This window comes from Ochrobactrum quorumnocens, from assembly GCF_002278035.1.
Taxonomy (GTDB): Bacteria; Pseudomonadota; Alphaproteobacteria; order Rhizobiales; family Rhizobiaceae; genus Brucella; species Brucella quorumnocens.
Map to the genome: position 1 here is coordinate 738926 of NZ_CP022603.1, position 19242 is coordinate 758167.

The following is a 19242-nucleotide window of genomic DNA, read 5'->3' on the forward strand; positions in this document are numbered from 1 at the left end:
TGAAAACTCATGCGAGCTTAATATCGAGAATCTTTTCGATCATTTCTGTCGCGAGTTTTACAAAAGTATCTGTGTTTTCGCGGGGCTGATCAAGACAAGCTTCTATCCATAGCCCATCGAGGATAGCGTGCACACAAATGGCGGCACGCTCAATCTCAAGCGGCGTAAACAGCCTGCCCTCTGCGGCAAAAACTTCAGCGAGCAGCGGCTCCGTTGCCTGGCGAAGATTGGCATAGCTTTCGTTACGCACGGCAGTGATCATCGGATCAACACGGTTCTGGCTGATGAAGGTCGCCCACAGCGATAGCATCCGATAGTCCGAGGCCTGATCTTCCAACGTCGCCTTGATGAATTTCAACAGACGTTGATGCGGCGTTCCCACGCCTGATTCCAATATTTCCATACTGGACGCCGTAATGAGCTCCATGGTGCGGCGGTATGCTTCGATGATGAGATTCGCTTTATTTTCAAAGTGATGGCGAATCAACCCATTTGTCACACCTGCTCGCGCCGCAACCGCACGTACAGTCGTCGCCTGAATGCCAAGCTCGGATATGCATTCCAGAGTCGCTTCAATCAACTCGCGGCGACGTTCAATTTCCGGGGCACGCTTGAACAGGCTCGACATGAAACACACAATCTCCTTGAGACGTAAAGCGGTTCCAATACCACAACCGCCCTAGCTCGTTGTTTTAAAACATTGTCCAACGCAAAAAGCTCGTGCCCTTTTGCTGGAAATGCACCTTATGTTGCACGTATGGCAGCAAAGGCAAAGTGGAGATGCGTCAAATTATGCACTTGCATAGTAACTATGCATCTGTATAGTTACCGATATAAACGACTGCCTAAGGAGATCATCCGACAAGGCAGCAGGGGAAATGCAATCAAGATGAGGAGCATTTTCGAAACGCCAAACCACGCGTCAAAGCCCGCGGATTATCCCGCGCGCAATCGGCGGCGCGTGTCTGTCTTACAGTGGGCGGAGATGCATCGGCACCTCTGAGGGAATTTCGAAAATGAATGGCCAATGACGGACACGAACAATGCAATCGCGGTCACGGATCTATATAAACGTTTTGGTCCGCTCGACGTCCTGAAGGGCGTTTCGCTGGAAGCCAACTCTGGTGACGTGGTTGCTATCATTGGCGGCAGTGGATCGGGAAAGTCGACCCTTTTGCGCTGCATCAACCTGCTTGAGATCCCAAGCTCCGGCTCGATCTCCATTCATGGCGAACAAATCAAAATGCGCACGCGTAGCCATGGCATAGAACCTGCCGACGCGCGGCAGGTGCAGCGCATCCGCGCCAGTCTTGGCATGGTCTTCCAGAGCTTCAATCTCTGGCAGCACATGACCGTTCTGCAGAACGTCATCGAAGCCCCGGTTCATGTGTTAGGCGTGCCCAAAGATCAGGCTATTGCCGAAGCAGAAGTCATTTTGCGCCGCGTTGGGCTTTATGAAAAACGCGATGTCTATCCGGCTTTCATGTCTGGCGGTCAGCAGCAGCGCGCCGCGATCGCGCGTGCAGTCGCAATTCAGCCGCTGGCGATGTTGTTCGACGAGCCGACTTCCGCGCTCGACCCCGAACTGGTGGGCGAAGTGCTTTCGGTCATCAATGATCTCGCGAAAGAACATCGCACCATGCTCCTCGTCACACATGAAATGAAATTCGCACGCAATGTCGCGACCAAGGTCGTCTTTCTGCATGGTGGGCTGATTGAGGAACAAGGCCCACCCGAACAAATATTTGGCGATCCGAAATCGGAGCGTCTGCGCAAGTTCATCAGCTCCACACATAGCTGATGATGGAGCCGCAGCATCAAGACTGTGCTCCACACAAGAATAAGAGCACCGGGAACATCAAAACGGAGGAAACTATGAAGGCAATAATCAAGGCGTGTGCAGTCGCGTTTTTAGCTGCAACTGTAATGGCTCCAGCCGCTCAAGCACAGACGATGAAGGTTGCATTTGGAGCGGAACCTTATCCACCAATGTATTACCCGGACGCGTCAGGCAAATGGCAGGGTTTTGAAATCGAACTCGCCGACGTGGTTTGCGAAGCAGCTGGACTGAAATGCGAAACGGTTCCGATTGCATGGGACGGCATCATTCCAGCACTCACCAGCGGCAAGGTCGATATGATCATGGGGTCGATGTCGATCACTGACGAACGCAAGAAGCGCGTCGATTTCTCTGATAAATATTACAAAATTCCGCCCATGATCATTACTGCCAAGGACGCTGAGTTCGATATCACGCCCGAAGGAATGGCCGACAAAGCGATCGGCGTTCAGGTTTCGACCACACATCAGGCCTATGTCGATAAGTATTTTGTACCAAAGGGTGCGACGCTGAAAGAATACCAGACGCAGGACGAAGCCAATAACGACCTCGCCGCCGGACGTCTGGATGCTGTCATGGCCGATAGCAGCGCCTTGATTGATTTTCTCAACACGGATGTTGGCAAAGACTGCTGCGTAAGCAAAGGCACACCGGCGGACGATGTAAGCATTTTGGGCCAGGGCGTTGGTGTTGCCGTTCGTAAGGGAGAAGACGATCTACGTGAAAAGCTGAACGTTGCGATCAAGACTATTCGCGAGAATGGCGAATATGATCGCGTGGCGAAGAAGTATTTCACTTTTGACGTTTTTGGTCAGTAAGTCAGTTTCAAGGCTGCTCGCATGAACTCTGTTTTCCCCGCAATCGTCGACTGGGGCCTGCTTGCGTATGATCCGCCAGGTTGGGGGCGTGCACTGGTCTTTGGCCTGCTGAATACCTTGCAAATAGCTGTTGGCGGCTATGTGCTCGGGCTACTTCTTGGCGCTTGCGGGGCAGCAGGAAAACTTTATGGCAGTCCTGTCATAAAGGACCTTCTCGCGGTTTATACTACTGTCGTGCGTGGCATCCCTGAATTAGTCTTACTTTTGATCCTTTATTACGCAGGTACACAGTTTCTCAATTCGATAATGACCAAGCTTGGCTATGGCTCGCTCGATGTCAGCGGTCTTGTCGCTGGCATCATCGTGATCGGTCTGGTGCAGGGCGCTTATGCCACGGAAGTCATTCGCGGAGCCATCCTTTCAATCGCTCCTGGACAGATCGAAGCCGGTCGTGCCTTTGGCATGTCACCCGTCAAAGTCATGCATCGCATCACTTTGCCAGCCATGCTGCCTTTTGCCATTCCCGGCCTTTCTAATCTCTGGCTGATCGCTACCAAGGATACAGCCCTTCTCGCAGTCGTTGGCTTCACTGAACTGACCCTCATAACACGTCAGGCGGCAGGTGCGACCAAAGCTTATATGCTGTTCTTCCTCACCGCAGGCGCAATCTATCTCGGTATAACGCTGCTTTCGACCGCGTTCCTGCGTACCCTTGAGCGCCATTTCAAACGCGGTTTTCCGGAGGATCGATGAGATGGATATAAGTGCAACAGCACCACGTTTTCCGTCACTTCGCGACTGGCTCCAGCCTCATCGTATCGTGCTGCTGGCATTGCTTGCCATAGCGATTGGCCTTGCCGTTTATATCGGCGAATGGGATTGGCTTCCACGTTATTTGCCGCGCATCATATCGGGCGTCGGTGTCACTCTTTTCATGTTATTTGGCAGTGTCATCATCGGCTTCCTGCTGGCCGTACCGCTCGGCATTGTACAAGTCACAGGTCCCTGGTGGCTTAAAGCTCCAGCAACCATATTCTGCACAATATTTCGCGGCACACCTCTGCTCTTGCAGCTCTGGCTGCTTTACTATGGTCTCGGCTCTATCTTCCCGATGATCCCCGGCATACGCTCGTCATTCTTCTGGCCCTATCTGCGTGAAGCATGGCCCTATGGGCTCTTTGCCCTCACCATGTCTTTTGCCGCCTATGAAGGCGAGGTCATGCGCGGTGCTTTTGCGGGCGTTCCTTCAGGAGAACTACAGGCGGGCCGCGCCTTTGGTATGGGGCGTTTTAAAATCTTCCACCGCATCTGGTTTCCACGCGCCTTTTATCGTGCACTGCCAACGCTCGTTGGCGAAACTGTGCTGCATCTCAAGGCAACACCGCTCGTTGCGACAATCACTGTCATCGACATTTACGGCGTCATAACCAAGGTTCGACAAGACACTCTCCTAACCTATGAACCGCTCTTCCTGCTGGCTGCGATCTATCTCGCACTGACATGCGTCCTTGTGCTTGCCATGGGCCGGATCGAGCGCCGCATACCGGTTAAAGGGGTGTAAGATAAGAACTAATCTCAACACGCTCTGACAAACAGAACAATTCAAATTTAACCGGCAAAGGCGGTGCAAAGGCTCGCACTTTCCGGAACAATGGAACTATGCCCATGCGCGACCCACGTTACGATATATTGTTTGAACCCATTAAAATCGGCCCTGTCACCGCACCCAACCGTTTTTATCAGGTACCACATTGCAGCGGCATGGGTCATCGCTATCCCGATGCCGACCGTCATATGCGACGCATGAAGGCGGAAGGCGGCTGGGGCGTGATTGCGACACAGGAAACGGAAATCCATCCGACTTCCGATATTACTCCATCCAATCAGGGTCGACTATGGGACGACAAGGACATTCCACGCCTTATCCAGCTGACCGATGCTGTCCATGAACATGGAAGTCTGGCTGCAATCCAGCTCGTGCACAACGGCATCCATATCGCTAACCGCCTGACGCGTCTCTCACCCATTGGTCCATCCGACATCATGGTCGATGTGGAAGATCCGGTGCAGGCGCGCGCGATGGATAAAAGCGACATTGCTCAATTTCGCAAATGGCATCGCGATGCCGCATTGCGGGCGAAACGTGCTGGCTTCGATATCATCTATGTATATGCCGGTCATGACATGACGTTGCTGCAGCATTTCCTGCTTAATCGTTACAATAAGCGAACCGATGAATATGGCGGTAGCTTTGAAAATCGCCTGCGCCTCTTCCGTGAAGTGATTGCAGACACACGCGACGCCGTAGGTGACAAATGCGCCATAGCGGTTCGCTTTGCCGTCGAGGAATTTCTGGGCGCTGATGGACTGACGCATGACGGTGAAGGGCGCGATGTGATTGCGGCCCTCGCGGATGAGCCCGATCTGTGGGATGTCAATCTTTCCAACTGGTCGAATGACAGCCAGACATCACGCTTTTCGCAGGAAGGCTTTCAGGAAGATTTCGTTTCATTCGTGAAGCCCCTCACCTCAAAACCAGTTGTGGGTGTAGGACGTTATACCTCCCCCGACGCCATGGTCCGCGCTATCAAAAAAGGCATTTTCGATATGATCGGTGCGGCGCGGCCATCGATTGCCGATCCTTTCCTGCCAGCCAAAATCCGCGATGGTCGCATTGATGATATCCGCGAATGCATAGGCTGCAATATCTGCACTGCAAGCGACAACACTGTGGCTCCAATGCGTTGCACGCAAAACCCCACCATCGGTGAAGAATGGCGCAAAGGCTGGCATCCGGAAATCATCCCTACCCTTGAACAACAGCAATCGGTGCTCATCATCGGTGGTGGCCCCTCGGGACTTGAGGCAGCACGTGCCATGGCGCAGCGCGGAGCCGATGTCATGCTGGCCGATGCCGCACAGGAATGGGGCGGTCGGGTTGCACAGGAATGCAGGCTTCCGGGCCTCGCAGCGTGGGGTCGTGTTCGTGACTGGCGTCTTGGTCAATTGCGGCAGGCACCAAATGCCCAGCTCTATCTCGATAGCTGTCTCACCGCAGAAGATATTCTATCCTATGGCATCCCGCACGTGGCGATCGCCACTGGTGCCCGCTGGCGTAACGATGGCATGGGGCGTGCGCATCGCGATCCACTCAACTATCTCACAGAAGGCGCAACCATCGGCGTCAATGCGTTTCTTGAAAACGGCGTCGACGCACTCACCAATGATGGGGCCGTAGTCGTGTTCGATGATGACCGCTACTATATGGCAAGCGTTCTGGCAGAACTGATTGCCTCGTCAGGACGTAAGGTGGCATTCGTAACCCCTGCTCCAATTGTAGCTCCATGGACCGAACACACACTCGAACAGGGCCGCGTGCAACGTCGTCTGATAGAAAAAGGCATTGAAATCATCCCGCTGCATCACCTTGCAGGACGCACGAAAGACACACTCGAAATTGCCTGTTCCTATTCAGGTGCGCATCGCACAATCGACTGTGCGACACTGGTTCCGGTCACCTCGAGGCTCCCGACCAATCAACTATGGCTTGATCTCATCGCCATGAAAGATCATTGGGCTGATCACGGTCTGGAAAGCGTCGAGCGTATCGGCGATTGTCTGTCTCCGGGTATCATCGCCGCCGCAACTTATGCCGGGCACAGTTACGCACGAAGCCGCAACAATCCTGCTCCCGATGATATTTACGACATGTATCGCTGAGTAAAAATGAAAAGGCAGCGCTCCATAAATAAGCGCTGCCTTTTATGCACGAGACTAGATATTTAGCGCATCATCGCGGCAACATTGCCGCCGTCAACGGTGACAACTGCACCCGTTGAGGTCCGAGCTGAAATGAGGTGCAAAAACGCATCCGCAACATCATTTGCCAGAACTTCTCGCTTGAGCAGATTACCGCGCATATAGACTTCCGGCGTCACGCCACGCGCTTGCGCCCGTTCTTCGACCATTTCATCAGTCATCAAACCAGTACGGATACGATCTGGATTGACGGCATTCACCGTAATTCCATCAGCAGCATGTTCCAATGAATATTGCCGCATCAAGGCCATGAGTGCGGCCTTTGAAGTACCATAGGGGCCAAAATCCGGGCCAGGATTGACTGCCTGTTTGCTCACATTGAACACAATGGAGCCGCCTGTTCCCTGACGCTTCATGACATTCACGGAAGCGCGGGCAATGTAATGGTGGCTCCAGAAGTTGAGATCGAATGCCGACTTGAACAACGCGTCATCGACTGATGCGAGTGCGCCCTGAAAGGCTGCACCAGCATTTGAAACCAGAATATCCACGCCGCCATAGGCCGCGACGATATCTGTGATCGCCTGTTCAACGGATTGAGGATTGGTGAGATCGCAAGCAACAGCCTTACCACCCAGACGTTTTGCTTCCGCTGTCACACGCTCCGCATCGATGTCGATCAAAGCAATTTCGGCGCCCTGCTCTTTGAGACGCTCGGCAATCACAAGACCAAGGCCGCCAGCCCCACCAGTGACGACAGCGACCTGACGGGTAAGTGGCTTTTCTGTTTGTTTGGCGAGTTTAACCTGTTCAAGCGACCAGTATTCGATGTCGAAAAGATCTTCTTCTGACAATGCTTCAAACTGATCAATGCCTTCGGATCCCCGGATGACGTCGATAGTTGCCTCTGCAACGTCTGCACCGATACGGGCCGCTTTTTGGGTCGGTCCGGCAGCAAACAAGCCGATACCGTCAATGTAGAAAACGCGAGGCATCGGATCGAGCATGGTTTTTCCGCCGCCGACACGCGCGTTGTTGCGCTCAAAATAGTCTTTATAATCTGCGATATAAGAGGCGACACGGTCTTTAACGATCTGCGCCCAGTTCTCAAGATCATAGGCATAAGGGGCAGGAAGGGAAACGCCATAACGCTTGATATGGATTACATGTTCAGGGGTTGCATTCCCACGGCGTACAAGATCGGCAACGTTAGGAGCACCACAGAAATCGAGGATATCATCATTCGAGCGATGTTCCATGATGAAGCGGCGCGGACGCCCTTCTTCCTTGCCCGGAAGCGCGATTACTCCCCGCAAAATCGGCGCAATATCAGCGACTGAAGCAAGCTCTTTGGTGTATCCATCTTTGCTCGCCCGACCGAATGGCTGCGGATTGCCCACAGCAATGCGCTTCTCGGCCCGATCAATTGCTTCGATCATATTCTCGTAAGCAACACGCGGATCTTCAGACCATGTGAAAATGCCGTGTTTCAGCAAGATCATGCCCGGTGCACCCGGGCGTTCGGAAAAGGCTTTCAGGCAAGCTTTGGAGAGATCAAATCCCGGCATGACGTAGGGAACAATGATCATTTCCGGAAACAATTCCCGAATGATCGCTTCACCATTCGGTTGATTGGTCAGCGCAACAATCGCATTGGCGTGGGTGTGATCGACATGCTTGAAAGGAAGAATGGCGTGCAGGATTGCTTCTACCGAAGGATTGGGGGATGACGGGTCGAGCAACAGGCGGCGTTGTAACATCACCATATCGTCGTCACTTAGCTTATCGTAATTGACCATCGCCTTGAGACGTTCAAGATGGAGCGCAGGCAATCCTGCGGGCTCAATCTTGCCCATATCCCAACCACTGCCCTTTACGCAAAGCACTTCAACAGGCGTACCATCGTGGTCGTTCAGTACCGTCTTAACTGACGTATTGCCCCCGCCGTGCAGCACGAGCTTTGGCTCAGATCCCAGCAAACGTGTGGTGTATGTACGGATGGCAATATCGCGATTGATGCCCGCCTTCTCATAAGCACCTACAATTGCGTTGAAATCCGCATCCGACCAATTCGACTTCATCTGCCTGCTCCTCAGTTGGCGATCTGCAACCTCCAAGCCGCAGACATAGACAAGCGCGCACGGAAAATATGATTTTCCATGGCAAAACAATAATTTATGAAGACATCTCCTCACTCTTGAAACAATTGACACTATATACTGACAATAGTCAACTTCCTTGATTGGCTTGTTGATTAAAACTCGTTTCTGTGCGAGTCAGCTTAACGGATAAAATCAGGAAATCAGTATGACATCGGACGATCTGACACCGTCTACGCATGCCATCCCGGCTGAGTTTGATGACGCGATCGTATGGGCGGCGTGGCTCTATTATGAAGACCAGCTCACCCAGAATGATATCGCGAAGAAGATGGGCGTTTCTCGTGCCACAATCGTCAACTACCTGCAGGAAGCGCGGCAGCGGGGTGTTGTGCGGATTCTGATGAACTCGGAAATTCTGACACGCACCGAAATCTCGCACAAACTTGCCGCCAAATATGGATTGGACGAAGTTCTCGTCATTCCCAGCGAAAAAGCAGCTTCCTCTGAAGCGCGGCTACAAGCGCTGGGAACCGGCGGCGCACGCCTCATCGAACGCATGATAAAACCGGGCGATACCATCTGCGTATCCTGGGGGCGAACCGTTCTTGCAATTGCGGATGCTATTTCGCTTCCGCGCCCCGTGGACGGACTTACCGTCGTTCAAGTCACGGGCTCATCCATGGGCAAGCGTGAGTTTGCGGCAGAGCTTTGCACATCGATCATGGCACGCAATGTTGGAGCAACCAGTGTGAATATGCTGGCTCCGGCCATTTTGAGCAGCGCAGGGTTACGCGATGCCTTGATGGGTGAGCCCGCACTTAAAAGACAATTCGAACTCATTGCTCAGTCTGATATGATCGTCTTTGGCGTCGGCGGACTATCATCGGAAAGCACAATGCGCATAGCTGACGTCACCACTGACGAAGAAATTGACGCCTATGCCAAGGATGGTGCGGTTGCAGTGCTGATCTGCCGCTTCCTTGATAATCAAGGAAAGCAGGTTGTCCGCGAACTTGATCAACGCGTGATTGGCATTGAACTTGATGAACTGCACCGTGTTCCGCGCAGGCTCTGCGTTGCCGGTGGCGCGCGTAAGGTGGAAGCCATCCATGCAGTGCTTACCGGTGGCTATGCCACCCATCTCGTAACTGATTTCGAAGCAGCCCAGCTTCTGCTTGCGAATTAGAGCTGGAAGCGGCGGATCGTTTTAGATGATCCGCCGCGTTTCAATTACTGCTTGATTGGCGCAGTGTTCATGAAATTCAGCGTATCCTCGAAAGAACGGATACCAGCATCGGAACCTAGCCCTGTCGCAACCAGTGCTGCCGAGGCCTGCGCGAAATTGAGCGCTGTCTTCACATCCATCTCGCGATGCAAAGCCGTGATAAAGCCCGCATCGAACGCGTCACCACAACCCGTCGTATCGACAACTTCGATCTGGAATGCTGGCTGACGCAGAACCGCTCCAGATGCATCCATGAAGCAAACTCCGTCCCCACCAAGAGTGAAGACGCAGTGCTTGACGCCCCGTTCAATAAAGAACTGGCCGGCATCTTCAACGTTTTCTCCGCCCGAAATTTGCTTCGCTTCCTCAATCGACGGCATGAAGTAGTCGATATGCGGAAAGAGAGGAGCAATAAGATCAAGCGTGCCATCATTGGCACCCAGAAGATCGAACGTGGTCGTCCGACCTCGTGCTTTTGCTTCCGCAAGCAGCTTTCGGCTCGGCTCGCCATCCAGCTTTGCCAATAGACCCGTTCCACCAAGATGGATAATTGGCGGTGCCAGAACTGCATCCAGTGCACTGTCGGCAATCTCAAAGTGATCAGATGCACCGCGCGCATGCAGCGCCGGACGATCTCCATTGCGGCGAATATTCAATATCGATGAGGATGTTGGAATACCCTTCAAGCGCTGCATCTCAGTGACATCAACGCCAAAGCGTTGCAAAGTCGCCAGTACAAAATCAGCTTTCTCGTCGTCACCCACTGCACCAACCGCAAGACAGTTGAGGCCAAGCTTGGCAAGATCGACTACTGTTCCGCCAGCTGTCCCGGCCACTGTCAGCCGGATTTCGTCGATAAACTCGACATTGCCGCCCGCCGGAATCGCATCCACTGGGCGTCCGAGAACGTCGAGAATATAGAGCCCGATAACGGACACATCGTGAGACATGAGATCCTCCCAGATTTCAGCTGGGAGCGGCCTGCTAAATCCACGCAGACCGTCCCAGTTCTGTTCAATAGAAACGCTTAATGTTTAGGTTTATCAGCTTGCTTCAGCTTCTATCACGCAAAGCGAAGATCGTGCCGGCCAGCAGAATGAAAGCTCCAATGATCGCCAGTTGCAGCGTGCTCGGAATGCCCACAAAGATCAGTACATTGCTCACCAGTGTTATCAGCAGCACACCCAGCAATGTTCCGATAACCGAACCCGAGCCACCCGTGATACGGGCTCCGCCAAGCACAACCGCGGCGATAATTTCGAGCTCCATCCCAGCCAGATCAAAAGGATTGGCAAGGCGGTTGCTGGAGACGTGAACGACGCCCGCAATGCCAGCCAGCAATCCTGCATAAGCAAAGACGAAAATGCGGACACGGAAGAGATTGATGCCAAGACGCTCGGCAATCGATGGGTTACCACCGACTGCGAAAATCGCGCGTCCCATCAACGTGCGCTCAAGGATGAACCATGTCACGAAGGCTGCAACCACGAGCACCAGAACAGTGGCAGGCAGAACCGAAACGACACCGTTCGATGCGCGGTGCGTGAACAATGACGCCTTACCGAAGGCATCCATCGCAGCCGGAATATTCATGAAAAGTGCTGTACCAACGAAGGTCAGCAGGAAGCTTCGGATCACATATTGCGTGCCAATCGTGACGATCAGCGATGGTGCCTGCAATTTCTGCACGAGAAAGCCATTCAGAGCGCCAAAGCACGCGCCACCCAAAGCTGCCAACACCAGAATGAGTGCCATTGGCATTTCCGGGAACAGGTTCGTCACCAGCATCGTCAGCGCATACATGACGAAAGCTGCAATCGCTGTAAACGAAACATCGATACCACCCGACGCCAGCACGACAAGCACACCCATGGCAAACAGACCACGTACGACAGATGCGCGAAGGATGTCCACCAGATTGCTCATCTGCAGGAAGTCAGGATTAGCCGCGATCACCACAAAGCAGGTAATGACTGTCAGAAAAAGCGTGAACAGTTCAGGTCTGGCGCCCATCAGGTCCCAAAGACGCAGCAGAATGCCACGGTCTTTCACGCTGGACTTTTCTGCCGATACGATGTCGGTCATTGCGCGATCTCCTTCGTAATGCTGGCCATGGATGCGTAGATCGCGTCTTCAGTCAGTCCATCGGCATTGTGTGCTGCAACGATACGGCCCTGTCGCATAACGAGAATGCGATCGCAGTTCTGCAAGAGTTCAGGCAGGTCGTCACTGATAATGATAACGCCCATTCCATTGTCAGCCAGACGTTGGATGATGCGGAAAATTGTATCTTTCGAGCCAACATCGACGCCGACAGTCGGTCCATGCAGGATGAGCAGCTGCGGGTTGATCGTCAGCCAGCGACCGATCAGAACACGCTGCTGATTGCCACCTGATAATGATTGAACGGGGATCGATACATCAGGTGCAACAATCTGCAGATCGGCAACGCTGTCTTCCGCAACTCTCCTGGCACGTCTGCCACTGATCATGCCCAGCGCATTGCGCAAACGATCAAGAATTGGCAACGTAATATTGTCCTGAATAGGCTTTTCCAGAAAAAGCCCTTCTGTAAGACGGTCTTCGGGAACATAACCAATGCCATAGCGGATTGCATCGGCGGCCGATTGCGGTGCGATTGCCTTGCCGTTCAAGCTGATTGTGCCAGCCTTTGCAGGCACAACACCGGCAAGCGCGAGCGCCAGTTCATTGCGGCCTGAGTCAAGTAACCCGGTGATGCCCAATATCTCGCCCTTCTTCAGGGATAGCGACACCGATTCAAAGTTCTGCCCGTCACTCAGCTGATCAACATCAAGCATCACCTCGCCGAGTTTCGGATCTGTACGATACCGGGTTTCACTGATTTCACGACCTGTCATCCAGTGGCTGAATTCAGCTTTGGTGTGGGTAGCAACATCAAGCTCTGCGACTTTCAAACCATCACGCATGATAATCGCACGGCCACCAAGCGATTTGCATTCATCAAGTTTGTGCGTCACAAAAAGAACGGCGACACCTTTGTTCAGCAGCCCTTCAACAACCCGCAAAAGATTGACAACCTCCTGTCGTGTCAGCGAGGTGGTTGGCTCATCCATGATGACGAGCCGTGCTTCGGACGCAACCGCACGGGCAATCGCAATAAGCTGGCGCGTTGCAAGTGGTAAAGTATCGGTTCTGCGTTTCAGAAAGGCGGCATCAGTTGGCAGATGAACCTCGGCCAAAGCACGCCTCGCCGTTTCATGCAGAGCCGAAACATTGAGCCTGCGCGCGAGCTTGCCCGATGCTTCAACAAGTTGTTCGGTGAACGCGACATTTTCGGCAACAGAAAGGTTCGGCAACAATGACAGATCCTGATAGACAGTCTCAATCCCTGCACGCAAGGAACCGATAGCACCAATGTCGCCAGCAAGGGCGCCTGTTGGCTGACCATCAATGAAAATCTGCCCCTCATCGGCAGGCTGTGCGCCGGAAAGGATTTTGATCAACGTGCTCTTGCCACAGCCGTTCTCACCCATCAGGTGATAGATTTGGCCCGCTTCGATAACAAGGCTGACTTCTTTAAGCGCCTTGACCCCACCAAACGACTTCCTGACGTTTCGAATTTCAAGAAAGGGCGGCGGAGATGCAGGTGTTGAATCTGTAGCGTGCATGGAAAATTCCTGAAACTCTCAGACACTTGGTGCGCCGTGCGTTGGTTCAAGGCGCGCAAACTGGTTGGGTGCGATACCGCAGTTTCGGGGCTGCTGTGGTGCAAGGCAGCCCCGAAATATTATCAGACAGGCGGAGTGCTTCTTAGAACGGGAAGTTCTTGTAGTTCGACTTGTCTACGTCCACCCAGGCCTGACCCTGCATGATGACGCCCTTGCCTGGTCCCTTGATAACGGTCATTTTCTCATAGCCGGGAACGCCAAGGTCCATACCGTCCTTGATTTCCTCACCCTTGAGAACCAGATCAGCGACCTTGTTCATGACATAGCCAGCGTCTTTTGGATCCCAGAAGAAAATCTGATCAACAGCGCCGGTTTCGAGATATGGGCCGGTATCCTTTGGCAGACCGAGACCATAAACGCAGGTCTTATCCTGAAGGCCTGCTTCTTCGACTGCGCGCCCAATGCCAATCACGTCAATAGCGGACGAGCCCTGAAAGCCCTTGATGTCCGGATATTTACGCAGGATTTCCTTAGCCTTTTCATAGGCCTTGTTGGCGTCGTTAAAGGATTCATTCTTCTCTGCAACTAGTTCCATATCTGGATACTGCTTTGCATTCGCTGCGCCCGCATCAACCCACTGATTATGCGTCAGGCTGCCGAGCGAACCCACGAAGGACGTCCACTTACCGGACTTGCCCATGCAGTTTGCAAGTGCTTCGTTGATGCGTGTACCGAAGGCCTTGTTGTCAAAGGCTTCAATATCAACATCGACGTTGGTCAGGCTGTCGCCTTCGTGCGCGATAACCTTGATACCGCGCTGAGCAGCGCGACGAAGCACGCCTTCAAGCGCTGATGGGTCCATCGGTACAACTGCAATGGCAGATACGTTCTTTGCAACGAGGTCTTCAAGAATGCGGGCCTGCTGCGCAGCATCTGCCTTAGCTGGTCCGACCTGGCTAGCGTTTACATCGGGATTGTCTTTGCCAAAGGCCTCGACGCCTTCATTCATGCGGGTGAACCAGTTTTCACCGGTAACTTTTACAACCGTCGTGATGGTTGGTTTGTCCTGAGCAACGGCAACGCCACCCATTGCAACACCTGCGAGCACTGTGCAGGCAGCCAGTTTGGAAATAATACGCATGTTTCTCCTCCGATTATAATGATGCTTATTGTTGGGTTCATTCCTGAAGGCCTGCAAGTTTCCTCCCCGCTGGGCCTTCAGGGAATTGGTCATCGCCTCAGCCGTAACCAGTAGCCTAAGTGCACCCGTGCTGATGCCAGCAGCACCAGAAGCAACACACCCCAGGCCAGATCGCGGAAGAAGTTGGAAATATTCATGAAGTTGAACAGGCTTGAGAGAATCTGAAGCGCTGTCGCTGCCAGAAGCACACACAACACTTTGCCGTATCCACCTTCCGGCTTAACGCCGCCGAGCACTGCGATCAGAATGGCGATCAGAACATAAGAGCCGCCGTAATCCCATTTCACAGAAGAATTGCGCGCCGCGATGATGATACCTGCGATCGAGGCCAGTACTCCACAAATCGTGTAGGTAAGAAGCAGCATACGCTTTTCGTTGATGCCACCATAACGCGCTGCTTTTGAGTTGCTGCCCATCAGCATCAACTTCACACCGAAGGGAGTATATTTCAGCACAAAGGCCAGCAAGGCAGCGATCGCAAGAAACAGTGCGAAACACATAGGAATGCTCAGAATTGGCATATTGCCGAAATTATCGAGCGGTTCGATATAGCCAAGGCTAATCGCAGAGCCATTGGTCAGGAACACTGCGACGCCGGTAAAAACCAGCTGCGTACCAAGTGTCGCGATCAATGGCGTCAACCGCGCATAGGCGATCATGATGCCGTTGATCAACCCGCCCACAAGGCCCACAGCGAGCGCCAGTCCAGCAAATGTCCATGAGAACAAAAGCGGCGCGTCAGCAACGGGAATGAGGTTGCGAGCCACAAGAAACGCGACAATTCCTGCGAGATTAGCAAGTGCAATACCGGAAAGATCAATACCGCCATTTCCGGAAATCATGGCAAGCATAACGCCGAGCGCCAGCAAACCAAGTTCCGGGACCTGAGCGGCCATAGACTGCAGATTATAGCTGTCCATAAAATTGGCACCGGCAAAAACCGCACCAGCAGTCAGCACTGCGCCATTGATCAAAAGCAGAAAAATGGTCTGCCTATCCACGCCATACGATGACACGTCATCTCCTCCCGATATCAGAGGCTCCCACCTCTTAATTGAACCGGCAATTCATCGGACATTTGGCCCATTTGAACTATGCCACCTCATACTGACATTTGTCAGCCTATGTTGTCGCTTGTCAACACATTTGTTTGATGCCTGTTAAAAGCCCGGATTTACAGCGTTTCTGGATTATCCACTCTGATCCGACAACGCCTTCCTCCAAAGCTCATCTTCAGTGATAATCAATAATCTTACATTTGTCGACTATCTATCGAAAAATGTAAGATTATTGATGTGCATGTCTTGCTGCTTCAAAATCGCATTCGCACTTTGTTTCTGTTTGCGAGAGCTTTTCTGACTTTCATCGTGGCTTTTTTGATACGCAAAACCATCACGCAATCATCTCGAATACGCTGGACAAAACGTAGCCACGCACAGGCACCGGCGATCATGCCGTGATGCGAAAACAGCCCAGAACTTTAAATTGAATCTACTGACGGCTACGTGCTTTGTATCTTTGTAACGGGATTATTCTCACCGAGCGCACGCTTTACGGCAGCGCGCGCTGAAGCCAGATCCGGCATAACCCAGTTCGGTTCACTGCCAAGGAACTTATCCAGAAATGCAATTGCATAGCCCGGCATTTCTGAGACATTTTCCTTGTAAGACCACCATGTCCGCAACTCATCAGCGCATTGGTCAATATCGGGCACGGTCCCAAACTCCTGCTCATGCACAGCAGCAATCGCGCAGATACAGTAGTTTGTGTAGAGAAAACCCTCCGGCCAGAAACGGACAATCTCGTAAAGACGAGCAGAATCTCCCGTCGCGTGTTTGGGCGGTGAAACGACCTTAGCGGGCGATAAACGGATCAGCTCTCGCAACACCAGACCCGCAGCGAAAGTGATGAAATCCTTGCGGTCCACTTTGGCGAAGCGCTTGTTCTGATCGACCAGTTCCACCCAGTTAAGAAAGGCTTCGGTGAGCTGCTTTTCGTCGATCTCGTATTCAACGCCATAAAGCTCATGCAGCAAGCTCGCATGTTTACGGAATGTTGCCCTGAACCAACGCAGCTGGCGCAACCGATGACGCAAATCAGGCATCGATGCCATTTGTTCTCTGAGTAACAAGTCCATGTTGCGAGCAACCTCCCGTTTGCGAATGACATTATGCGAAACCGATTCAAAAGTCAGGTGTCATTCACTCTCATTTATCGACAAAATTATACTTATTGACATTCCAGAAGACAAATGTTCTCTAATTGATGAAAGACGAACCTGGAAAATATCCGGTCCGTCCTTCGTGGGAGGAGAATAAAAATGGCAATCTGGCAATGGGCTTTGCTGGCGCTCGCCTTGCTTTGGGGCTTTCAGTCTCTGGGGGTCTGGATCCAGATGCGCCACTATTCCGACGTGATGAAAGGCATCACCTCGAAATATTCTGACGGCTTTGTCGGCGCAGGCCACGTGCGGGGACGTTTCGGCAGAGGTGTCATTGTGTTGCTCGTCGTAGACCGCGATTTGGTGGTGCGACGCTTCCTGCAAATGAGTGGGCGGACAGTTTTCGCCAAATTTACCCGCCGCGAAGGCTTTGAGGGAATGCGCCTGAGCGAATTGCAGGACAATCCCACAATCGTAGAAGGCACGCCTGAAGTGGTGGCTGCTGCCACACAGGCGATGGAACAGATCGGCCGTATAAGAGGTCAGTCCGAGGGGCTCGAACTCGAAGGTCTGAAGGCAGTGGGAGCATAGGAGTTGCTTGCCTGAAACAAGCAATCGAGGAGGAACAATGTCGATAGTGACGATGTTGGCACAACATGCCGACGTAACAATGCAATCTATACATATGGCCGGCAGCATGATTTCTGACGCTGCGCTGCAGGGCAAACATGTCGCCGACCACGCAGGAAATGATCTTCTGCAGCTGGCGCAAGCGACAACGACTGCACCCGCAGATGCAGGCAGTAGCGGAATTACTGTAGATCAGTTCAAAGAGCGCCTTCAGAACGTCCAGCAGGAAGAGCAGCTTGGCTGGCTTGCCTCAATGGGCAAGCATTTCATCGGCGTCTTCCAAAAAGGCGGCGAAGTCTTCGCAGGGTTTGTAACCGGCATTATCCCGACGCTTGTCGTGCTGATGACTGCCTTTTATGCCGTAACAGAACTGGTCGGCGAAAAGCGCGTCCATGGTATTGCGCGTAGCGCGGGGCGTATCGCCCTCACCCGCTATACGGTTCTACCCGTTCTCTCTGTCTTCTTCCTGACAAACCCGATGGCTTATACGTTCGGGTCTTTTCTGGATGAAAAATACAAGCCTGCCTTCTATGATGCCGCGGTTTCCTATGTGCATCCGCCATTGGGTCTGTTTCCGCATATCAATCCGGGCGAATATTTCGTCTGGGGTGGCATCCTCGTCGCACTTCTCGAACTGGAAAAGAAGGGCGCAGTACCAATCGGATACCATATCAACGTGGCAATCTGGTACGCAATCGTGGGTCTCGTCGTGATCCTTCTCAAAGGCATGCTCACTGAACGCATCACCGCCATTATGGCGCGGCGTCAGGGCATCGAGCTTTAAGCGGGAATTGAGGAGGACGACATGGTAAAGACCTATAAAGCGGTTAAGATTTCCCGCGGCTCAAATGGCTGGGGCGGCCCACTTGTCATTCAACCGACAGAGCAACGCAGCAAAGTTGTGTCCGTTACAGGCGGCGGCATCCACCCGCTTGCGCGCCAGATCGCCGAACTCACTGGCGCAGAAGCCGTTGACGGCTTTCGCTCACCGCCAATTGAAGGCGAAATGGCGGTCGTGGTGGTTGATTGCGGCGGAACGGCGCGTTGCGGTGTCTATCCGCGTAAGCGCATTCCAACCGTGAATATCACGCCGGTTGGACAATCCGGGCCGCTGGCGCAATTTATCACTGAAGATATCTACGTTTCTGGCGTGAAGCCCGAAAACATTATTCTTGCTGACGGTTCAGCCGCAGCAGCCCCAGCTGCTGCATCCGTTGAGGAAGAAGCGCCCGCGCCGGTGGAACTACCAAGCGAAGGTGGACTTGTAGGATTTATCAGCAACATCGGCCGCGTCATGGGCCGTGTGGTCGGTATTTTCTTCCAGGCCGGACGTCGCACCATTGATCAGGTCATTCGTAACGTCTTGCCGTTCATGGCATTCGTAACAATGCTGATCGGTCTGATCCTTTATACAGGCATCGGCGACATTCTCGCCCAGCCGCTCGGACCGCTTGCCAATAATATTGTCGGCCTGCTGGTGCTTTCTGCAATTTGTGGTTTGCCCTTCTTGTCACCCATTTTGGGACCGGGTGCGGTCATCGCACAGGTTGTTGGTGTGGCAATTATCGGACCGCAGATCGCAAACGGAACCATTGCTCCGGCCATGGCTCTGCCCGCGCTATTTGCCTACAACACACAGGTCGGTTGCGACTTTGTGCCGGTTGGTCTGGCGCTTGGAGAAGCTAAACCCAAGACAATCGAAATTGGTGTCCCAGCAGTTCTGATCAGCCGTCAGATCATGGGCCCGCTTTCTGTTCTGATCGCCTGGGTAGTCAGTCTCGCAGTGCTTTAAAACTCTCAGTCTGTCGCTGCAAAACAGCGGCAGGCTTTCCCTAATTAGTGCAGTAGCGATGCCC

The 19242-nt window shown here is 52.9% G+C and carries 17 protein-coding genes; 9 read left to right on the forward strand and 8 right to left on the reverse strand.

What is annotated here, in order from left to right:
• Nucleotides 1-7: 7 nt before the first annotated feature.
• Nucleotides 8-628: a TetR/AcrR family transcriptional regulator gene (locus tag CES85_RS03570; protein WP_095444672.1), complete on the reverse strand. Its 621-nt coding sequence runs from the start codon at nt 626-628 to the stop codon at nt 8-10.
• A gap of 399 nt (nt 629-1027) precedes the next feature.
• On the opposite strand from CES85_RS03570, the gene CES85_RS03575 reads away from it, so the two are divergent.
• The 5 genes from CES85_RS03575 to CES85_RS03595 all read left to right on the forward strand — a co-directional run bounded on the left by CES85_RS03575 (nt 1028) and on the right by CES85_RS03595 (nt 6378).
• On the forward strand, nt 1028-1801 hold the full coding sequence (locus CES85_RS03575; RefSeq protein WP_095444673.1) for an ABC transporter ATP-binding protein: 774 nt from the start codon (nt 1028-1030) through the stop codon (nt 1799-1801).
• A gap of 74 nt (nt 1802-1875) precedes the next feature.
• On the forward strand, nt 1876-2658 hold the full coding sequence (locus CES85_RS03580) for a transporter substrate-binding domain-containing protein (protein WP_095444674.1): 783 nt from the start codon (nt 1876-1878) through the stop codon (nt 2656-2658).
• Between the two features lie 21 nt (nt 2659-2679).
• Nucleotides 2680-3411: an ABC transporter permease gene (locus CES85_RS03585; RefSeq protein WP_095444675.1), complete on the forward strand. Its 732-nt coding sequence runs from the start codon at nt 2680-2682 to the stop codon at nt 3409-3411.
• A 1-nt stretch (nt 3412) separates the two neighbouring features.
• A complete protein-coding gene (locus CES85_RS03590) occupies nt 3413-4219 on the forward strand; it encodes an ABC transporter permease (RefSeq protein WP_095444676.1) in 807 nt (268 codons plus the stop codon).
• Between the two features lie 98 nt (nt 4220-4317).
• Nucleotides 4318-6378 (forward strand): oxidoreductase, encoded by a 2061-nt coding sequence (locus CES85_RS03595; RefSeq protein ID WP_095444677.1) that lies wholly within the window; start codon nt 4318-4320, stop codon nt 6376-6378.
• A gap of 62 nt (nt 6379-6440) precedes the next feature.
• Here the strand turns inward: CES85_RS03595 and CES85_RS03600 are convergent, their stop codons facing one another.
• The gene (locus CES85_RS03600) at nt 6441-8498 is read right to left on the reverse strand and encodes a bifunctional aldolase/short-chain dehydrogenase (protein ID WP_095444678.1); all 2058 of its coding nucleotides are present in this window, start codon (nt 8496-8498) and stop codon (nt 6441-6443) included.
• 226 nt (nt 8499-8724) lie between these two features.
• Between CES85_RS03600 and CES85_RS03605 the strand changes: the two genes are divergently transcribed.
• Complete coding sequence (locus tag CES85_RS03605) at nt 8725-9705, forward strand: sugar-binding transcriptional regulator (RefSeq protein WP_095444679.1); 981 nt, start codon at nt 8725-8727, stop codon at nt 9703-9705.
• 44 nt (nt 9706-9749) lie between these two features.
• On the opposite strand, the gene CES85_RS03610 is transcribed toward CES85_RS03605, so the two are convergent.
• The 6 genes from CES85_RS03610 to CES85_RS03635 form a co-directional block, all read right to left on the reverse strand.
• Nucleotides 9750-10694, reverse strand: a complete 945-nt coding sequence (locus tag CES85_RS03610) for a carbohydrate kinase family protein (protein WP_095444680.1) — start codon at nt 10692-10694, stop codon at nt 9750-9752.
• 103 nt (nt 10695-10797) lie between these two features.
• Nucleotides 10798-11829, reverse strand: coding sequence for an ABC transporter permease (locus CES85_RS03615; protein ID WP_095444681.1), 1032 nt, complete (start codon nt 11827-11829; stop codon nt 10798-10800).
• The gene (locus CES85_RS03620; RefSeq protein WP_095444682.1) at nt 11826-13394 is read right to left on the reverse strand and encodes a sugar ABC transporter ATP-binding protein; all 1569 of its coding nucleotides are present in this window, start codon (nt 13392-13394) and stop codon (nt 11826-11828) included. The genes CES85_RS03615 and CES85_RS03620 overlap by 4 nt, the downstream gene beginning before the upstream one ends.
• Before the next feature lie 142 nt (nt 13395-13536).
• Nucleotides 13537-14535: an autoinducer 2 ABC transporter substrate-binding protein gene (locus CES85_RS03625; RefSeq protein ID WP_094573865.1), complete on the reverse strand. Its 999-nt coding sequence runs from the start codon at nt 14533-14535 to the stop codon at nt 13537-13539.
• Nucleotides 14536-14624: 89 nt separating this feature from the next.
• Complete coding sequence (locus CES85_RS03630) at nt 14625-15611, reverse strand: ABC transporter permease (RefSeq protein WP_095444683.1); 987 nt, start codon at nt 15609-15611, stop codon at nt 14625-14627.
• A 485-nt stretch (nt 15612-16096) separates the two neighbouring features.
• Nucleotides 16097-16732: a hypothetical protein gene (locus CES85_RS03635; protein ID WP_095444684.1), complete on the reverse strand. Its 636-nt coding sequence runs from the start codon at nt 16730-16732 to the stop codon at nt 16097-16099.
• A gap of 183 nt (nt 16733-16915) precedes the next feature.
• Here CES85_RS03635 and CES85_RS03640 point away from each other — a divergent pair, with 183 nt between their 5' ends.
• The 3 genes from CES85_RS03640 to srlE are packed head-to-tail and all read left to right on the forward strand — an operon-like array spanning nt 16916 to nt 19178.
• Nucleotides 16916-17347, forward strand: coding sequence for a transcriptional regulator GutM (locus CES85_RS03640; RefSeq protein WP_095444685.1), 432 nt, complete (start codon nt 16916-16918; stop codon nt 17345-17347).
• A gap of 37 nt (nt 17348-17384) precedes the next feature.
• Nucleotides 17385-18170 (forward strand): PTS glucitol/sorbitol transporter subunit IIC, encoded by a 786-nt coding sequence (gene srlA / locus CES85_RS03645; RefSeq protein ID WP_095444686.1) that lies wholly within the window; start codon nt 17385-17387, stop codon nt 18168-18170.
• 21 nt (nt 18171-18191) lie between these two features.
• Nucleotides 18192-19178, forward strand: coding sequence for a PTS glucitol/sorbitol transporter subunit IIB (gene srlE / locus CES85_RS03650; protein WP_094573860.1), 987 nt, complete (start codon nt 18192-18194; stop codon nt 19176-19178).
• The last annotated feature ends 64 nt before the right edge of the window (nt 19179-19242 follow it).

What these genes read in the sequence shown, in the direction of transcription:
- CES85_RS03610 (WP_095444680.1), bottom strand. Translation starts at nt 10,694, where the DNA reads ATGTCTCACGATGTGTCCGTTATCGGGCTCTATATTCTCGACGTTCTC.
- CES85_RS03640 (WP_095444685.1), top strand. Translation starts at nt 16,916, where the DNA reads ATGGCAATCTGGCAATGGGCTTTGCTGGCGCTCGCCTTGCTTTGGGGC.
- CES85_RS03590 (WP_095444676.1), top strand. Translation starts at nt 3,413, where the DNA reads ATGGATATAAGTGCAACAGCACCACGTTTTCCGTCACTTCGCGACTGG.
- CES85_RS03600 (WP_095444678.1), bottom strand. Translation starts at nt 8,498, where the DNA reads ATGAAGTCGAATTGGTCGGATGCGGATTTCAACGCAATTGTAGGTGCT.
- srlE (WP_094573860.1), top strand. Translation starts at nt 18,192, where the DNA reads ATGGTAAAGACCTATAAAGCGGTTAAGATTTCCCGCGGCTCAAATGGC.
- CES85_RS03580 (WP_095444674.1), top strand. Translation starts at nt 1,876, where the DNA reads ATGAAGGCAATAATCAAGGCGTGTGCAGTCGCGTTTTTAGCTGCAACT.
- CES85_RS03625 (WP_094573865.1), bottom strand. Translation starts at nt 14,535, where the DNA reads ATGCGTATTATTTCCAAACTGGCTGCCTGCACAGTGCTCGCAGGTGTT.
- CES85_RS03570 (WP_095444672.1), bottom strand. Translation starts at nt 628, where the DNA reads ATGTCGAGCCTGTTCAAGCGTGCCCCGGAAATTGAACGTCGCCGCGAG.
- CES85_RS03595 (WP_095444677.1), top strand. Translation starts at nt 4,318, where the DNA reads ATGCCCATGCGCGACCCACGTTACGATATATTGTTTGAACCCATTAAA.
- CES85_RS03615 (WP_095444681.1), bottom strand. Translation starts at nt 11,829, where the DNA reads ATGACCGACATCGTATCGGCAGAAAAGTCCAGCGTGAAAGACCGTGGC.
- CES85_RS03585 (WP_095444675.1), top strand. Translation starts at nt 2,680, where the DNA reads ATGAACTCTGTTTTCCCCGCAATCGTCGACTGGGGCCTGCTTGCGTAT.
- CES85_RS03575 (WP_095444673.1), top strand. Translation starts at nt 1,028, where the DNA reads ATGACGGACACGAACAATGCAATCGCGGTCACGGATCTATATAAACGT.
- srlA (WP_095444686.1), top strand. Translation starts at nt 17,385, where the DNA reads ATGTCGATAGTGACGATGTTGGCACAACATGCCGACGTAACAATGCAA.
- CES85_RS03605 (WP_095444679.1), top strand. Translation starts at nt 8,725, where the DNA reads ATGACATCGGACGATCTGACACCGTCTACGCATGCCATCCCGGCTGAG.
- CES85_RS03620 (WP_095444682.1), bottom strand. Translation starts at nt 13,394, where the DNA reads ATGCACGCTACAGATTCAACACCTGCATCTCCGCCGCCCTTTCTTGAA.
- CES85_RS03635 (WP_095444684.1), bottom strand. Translation starts at nt 16,732, where the DNA reads ATGGACTTGTTACTCAGAGAACAAATGGCATCGATGCCTGATTTGCGT.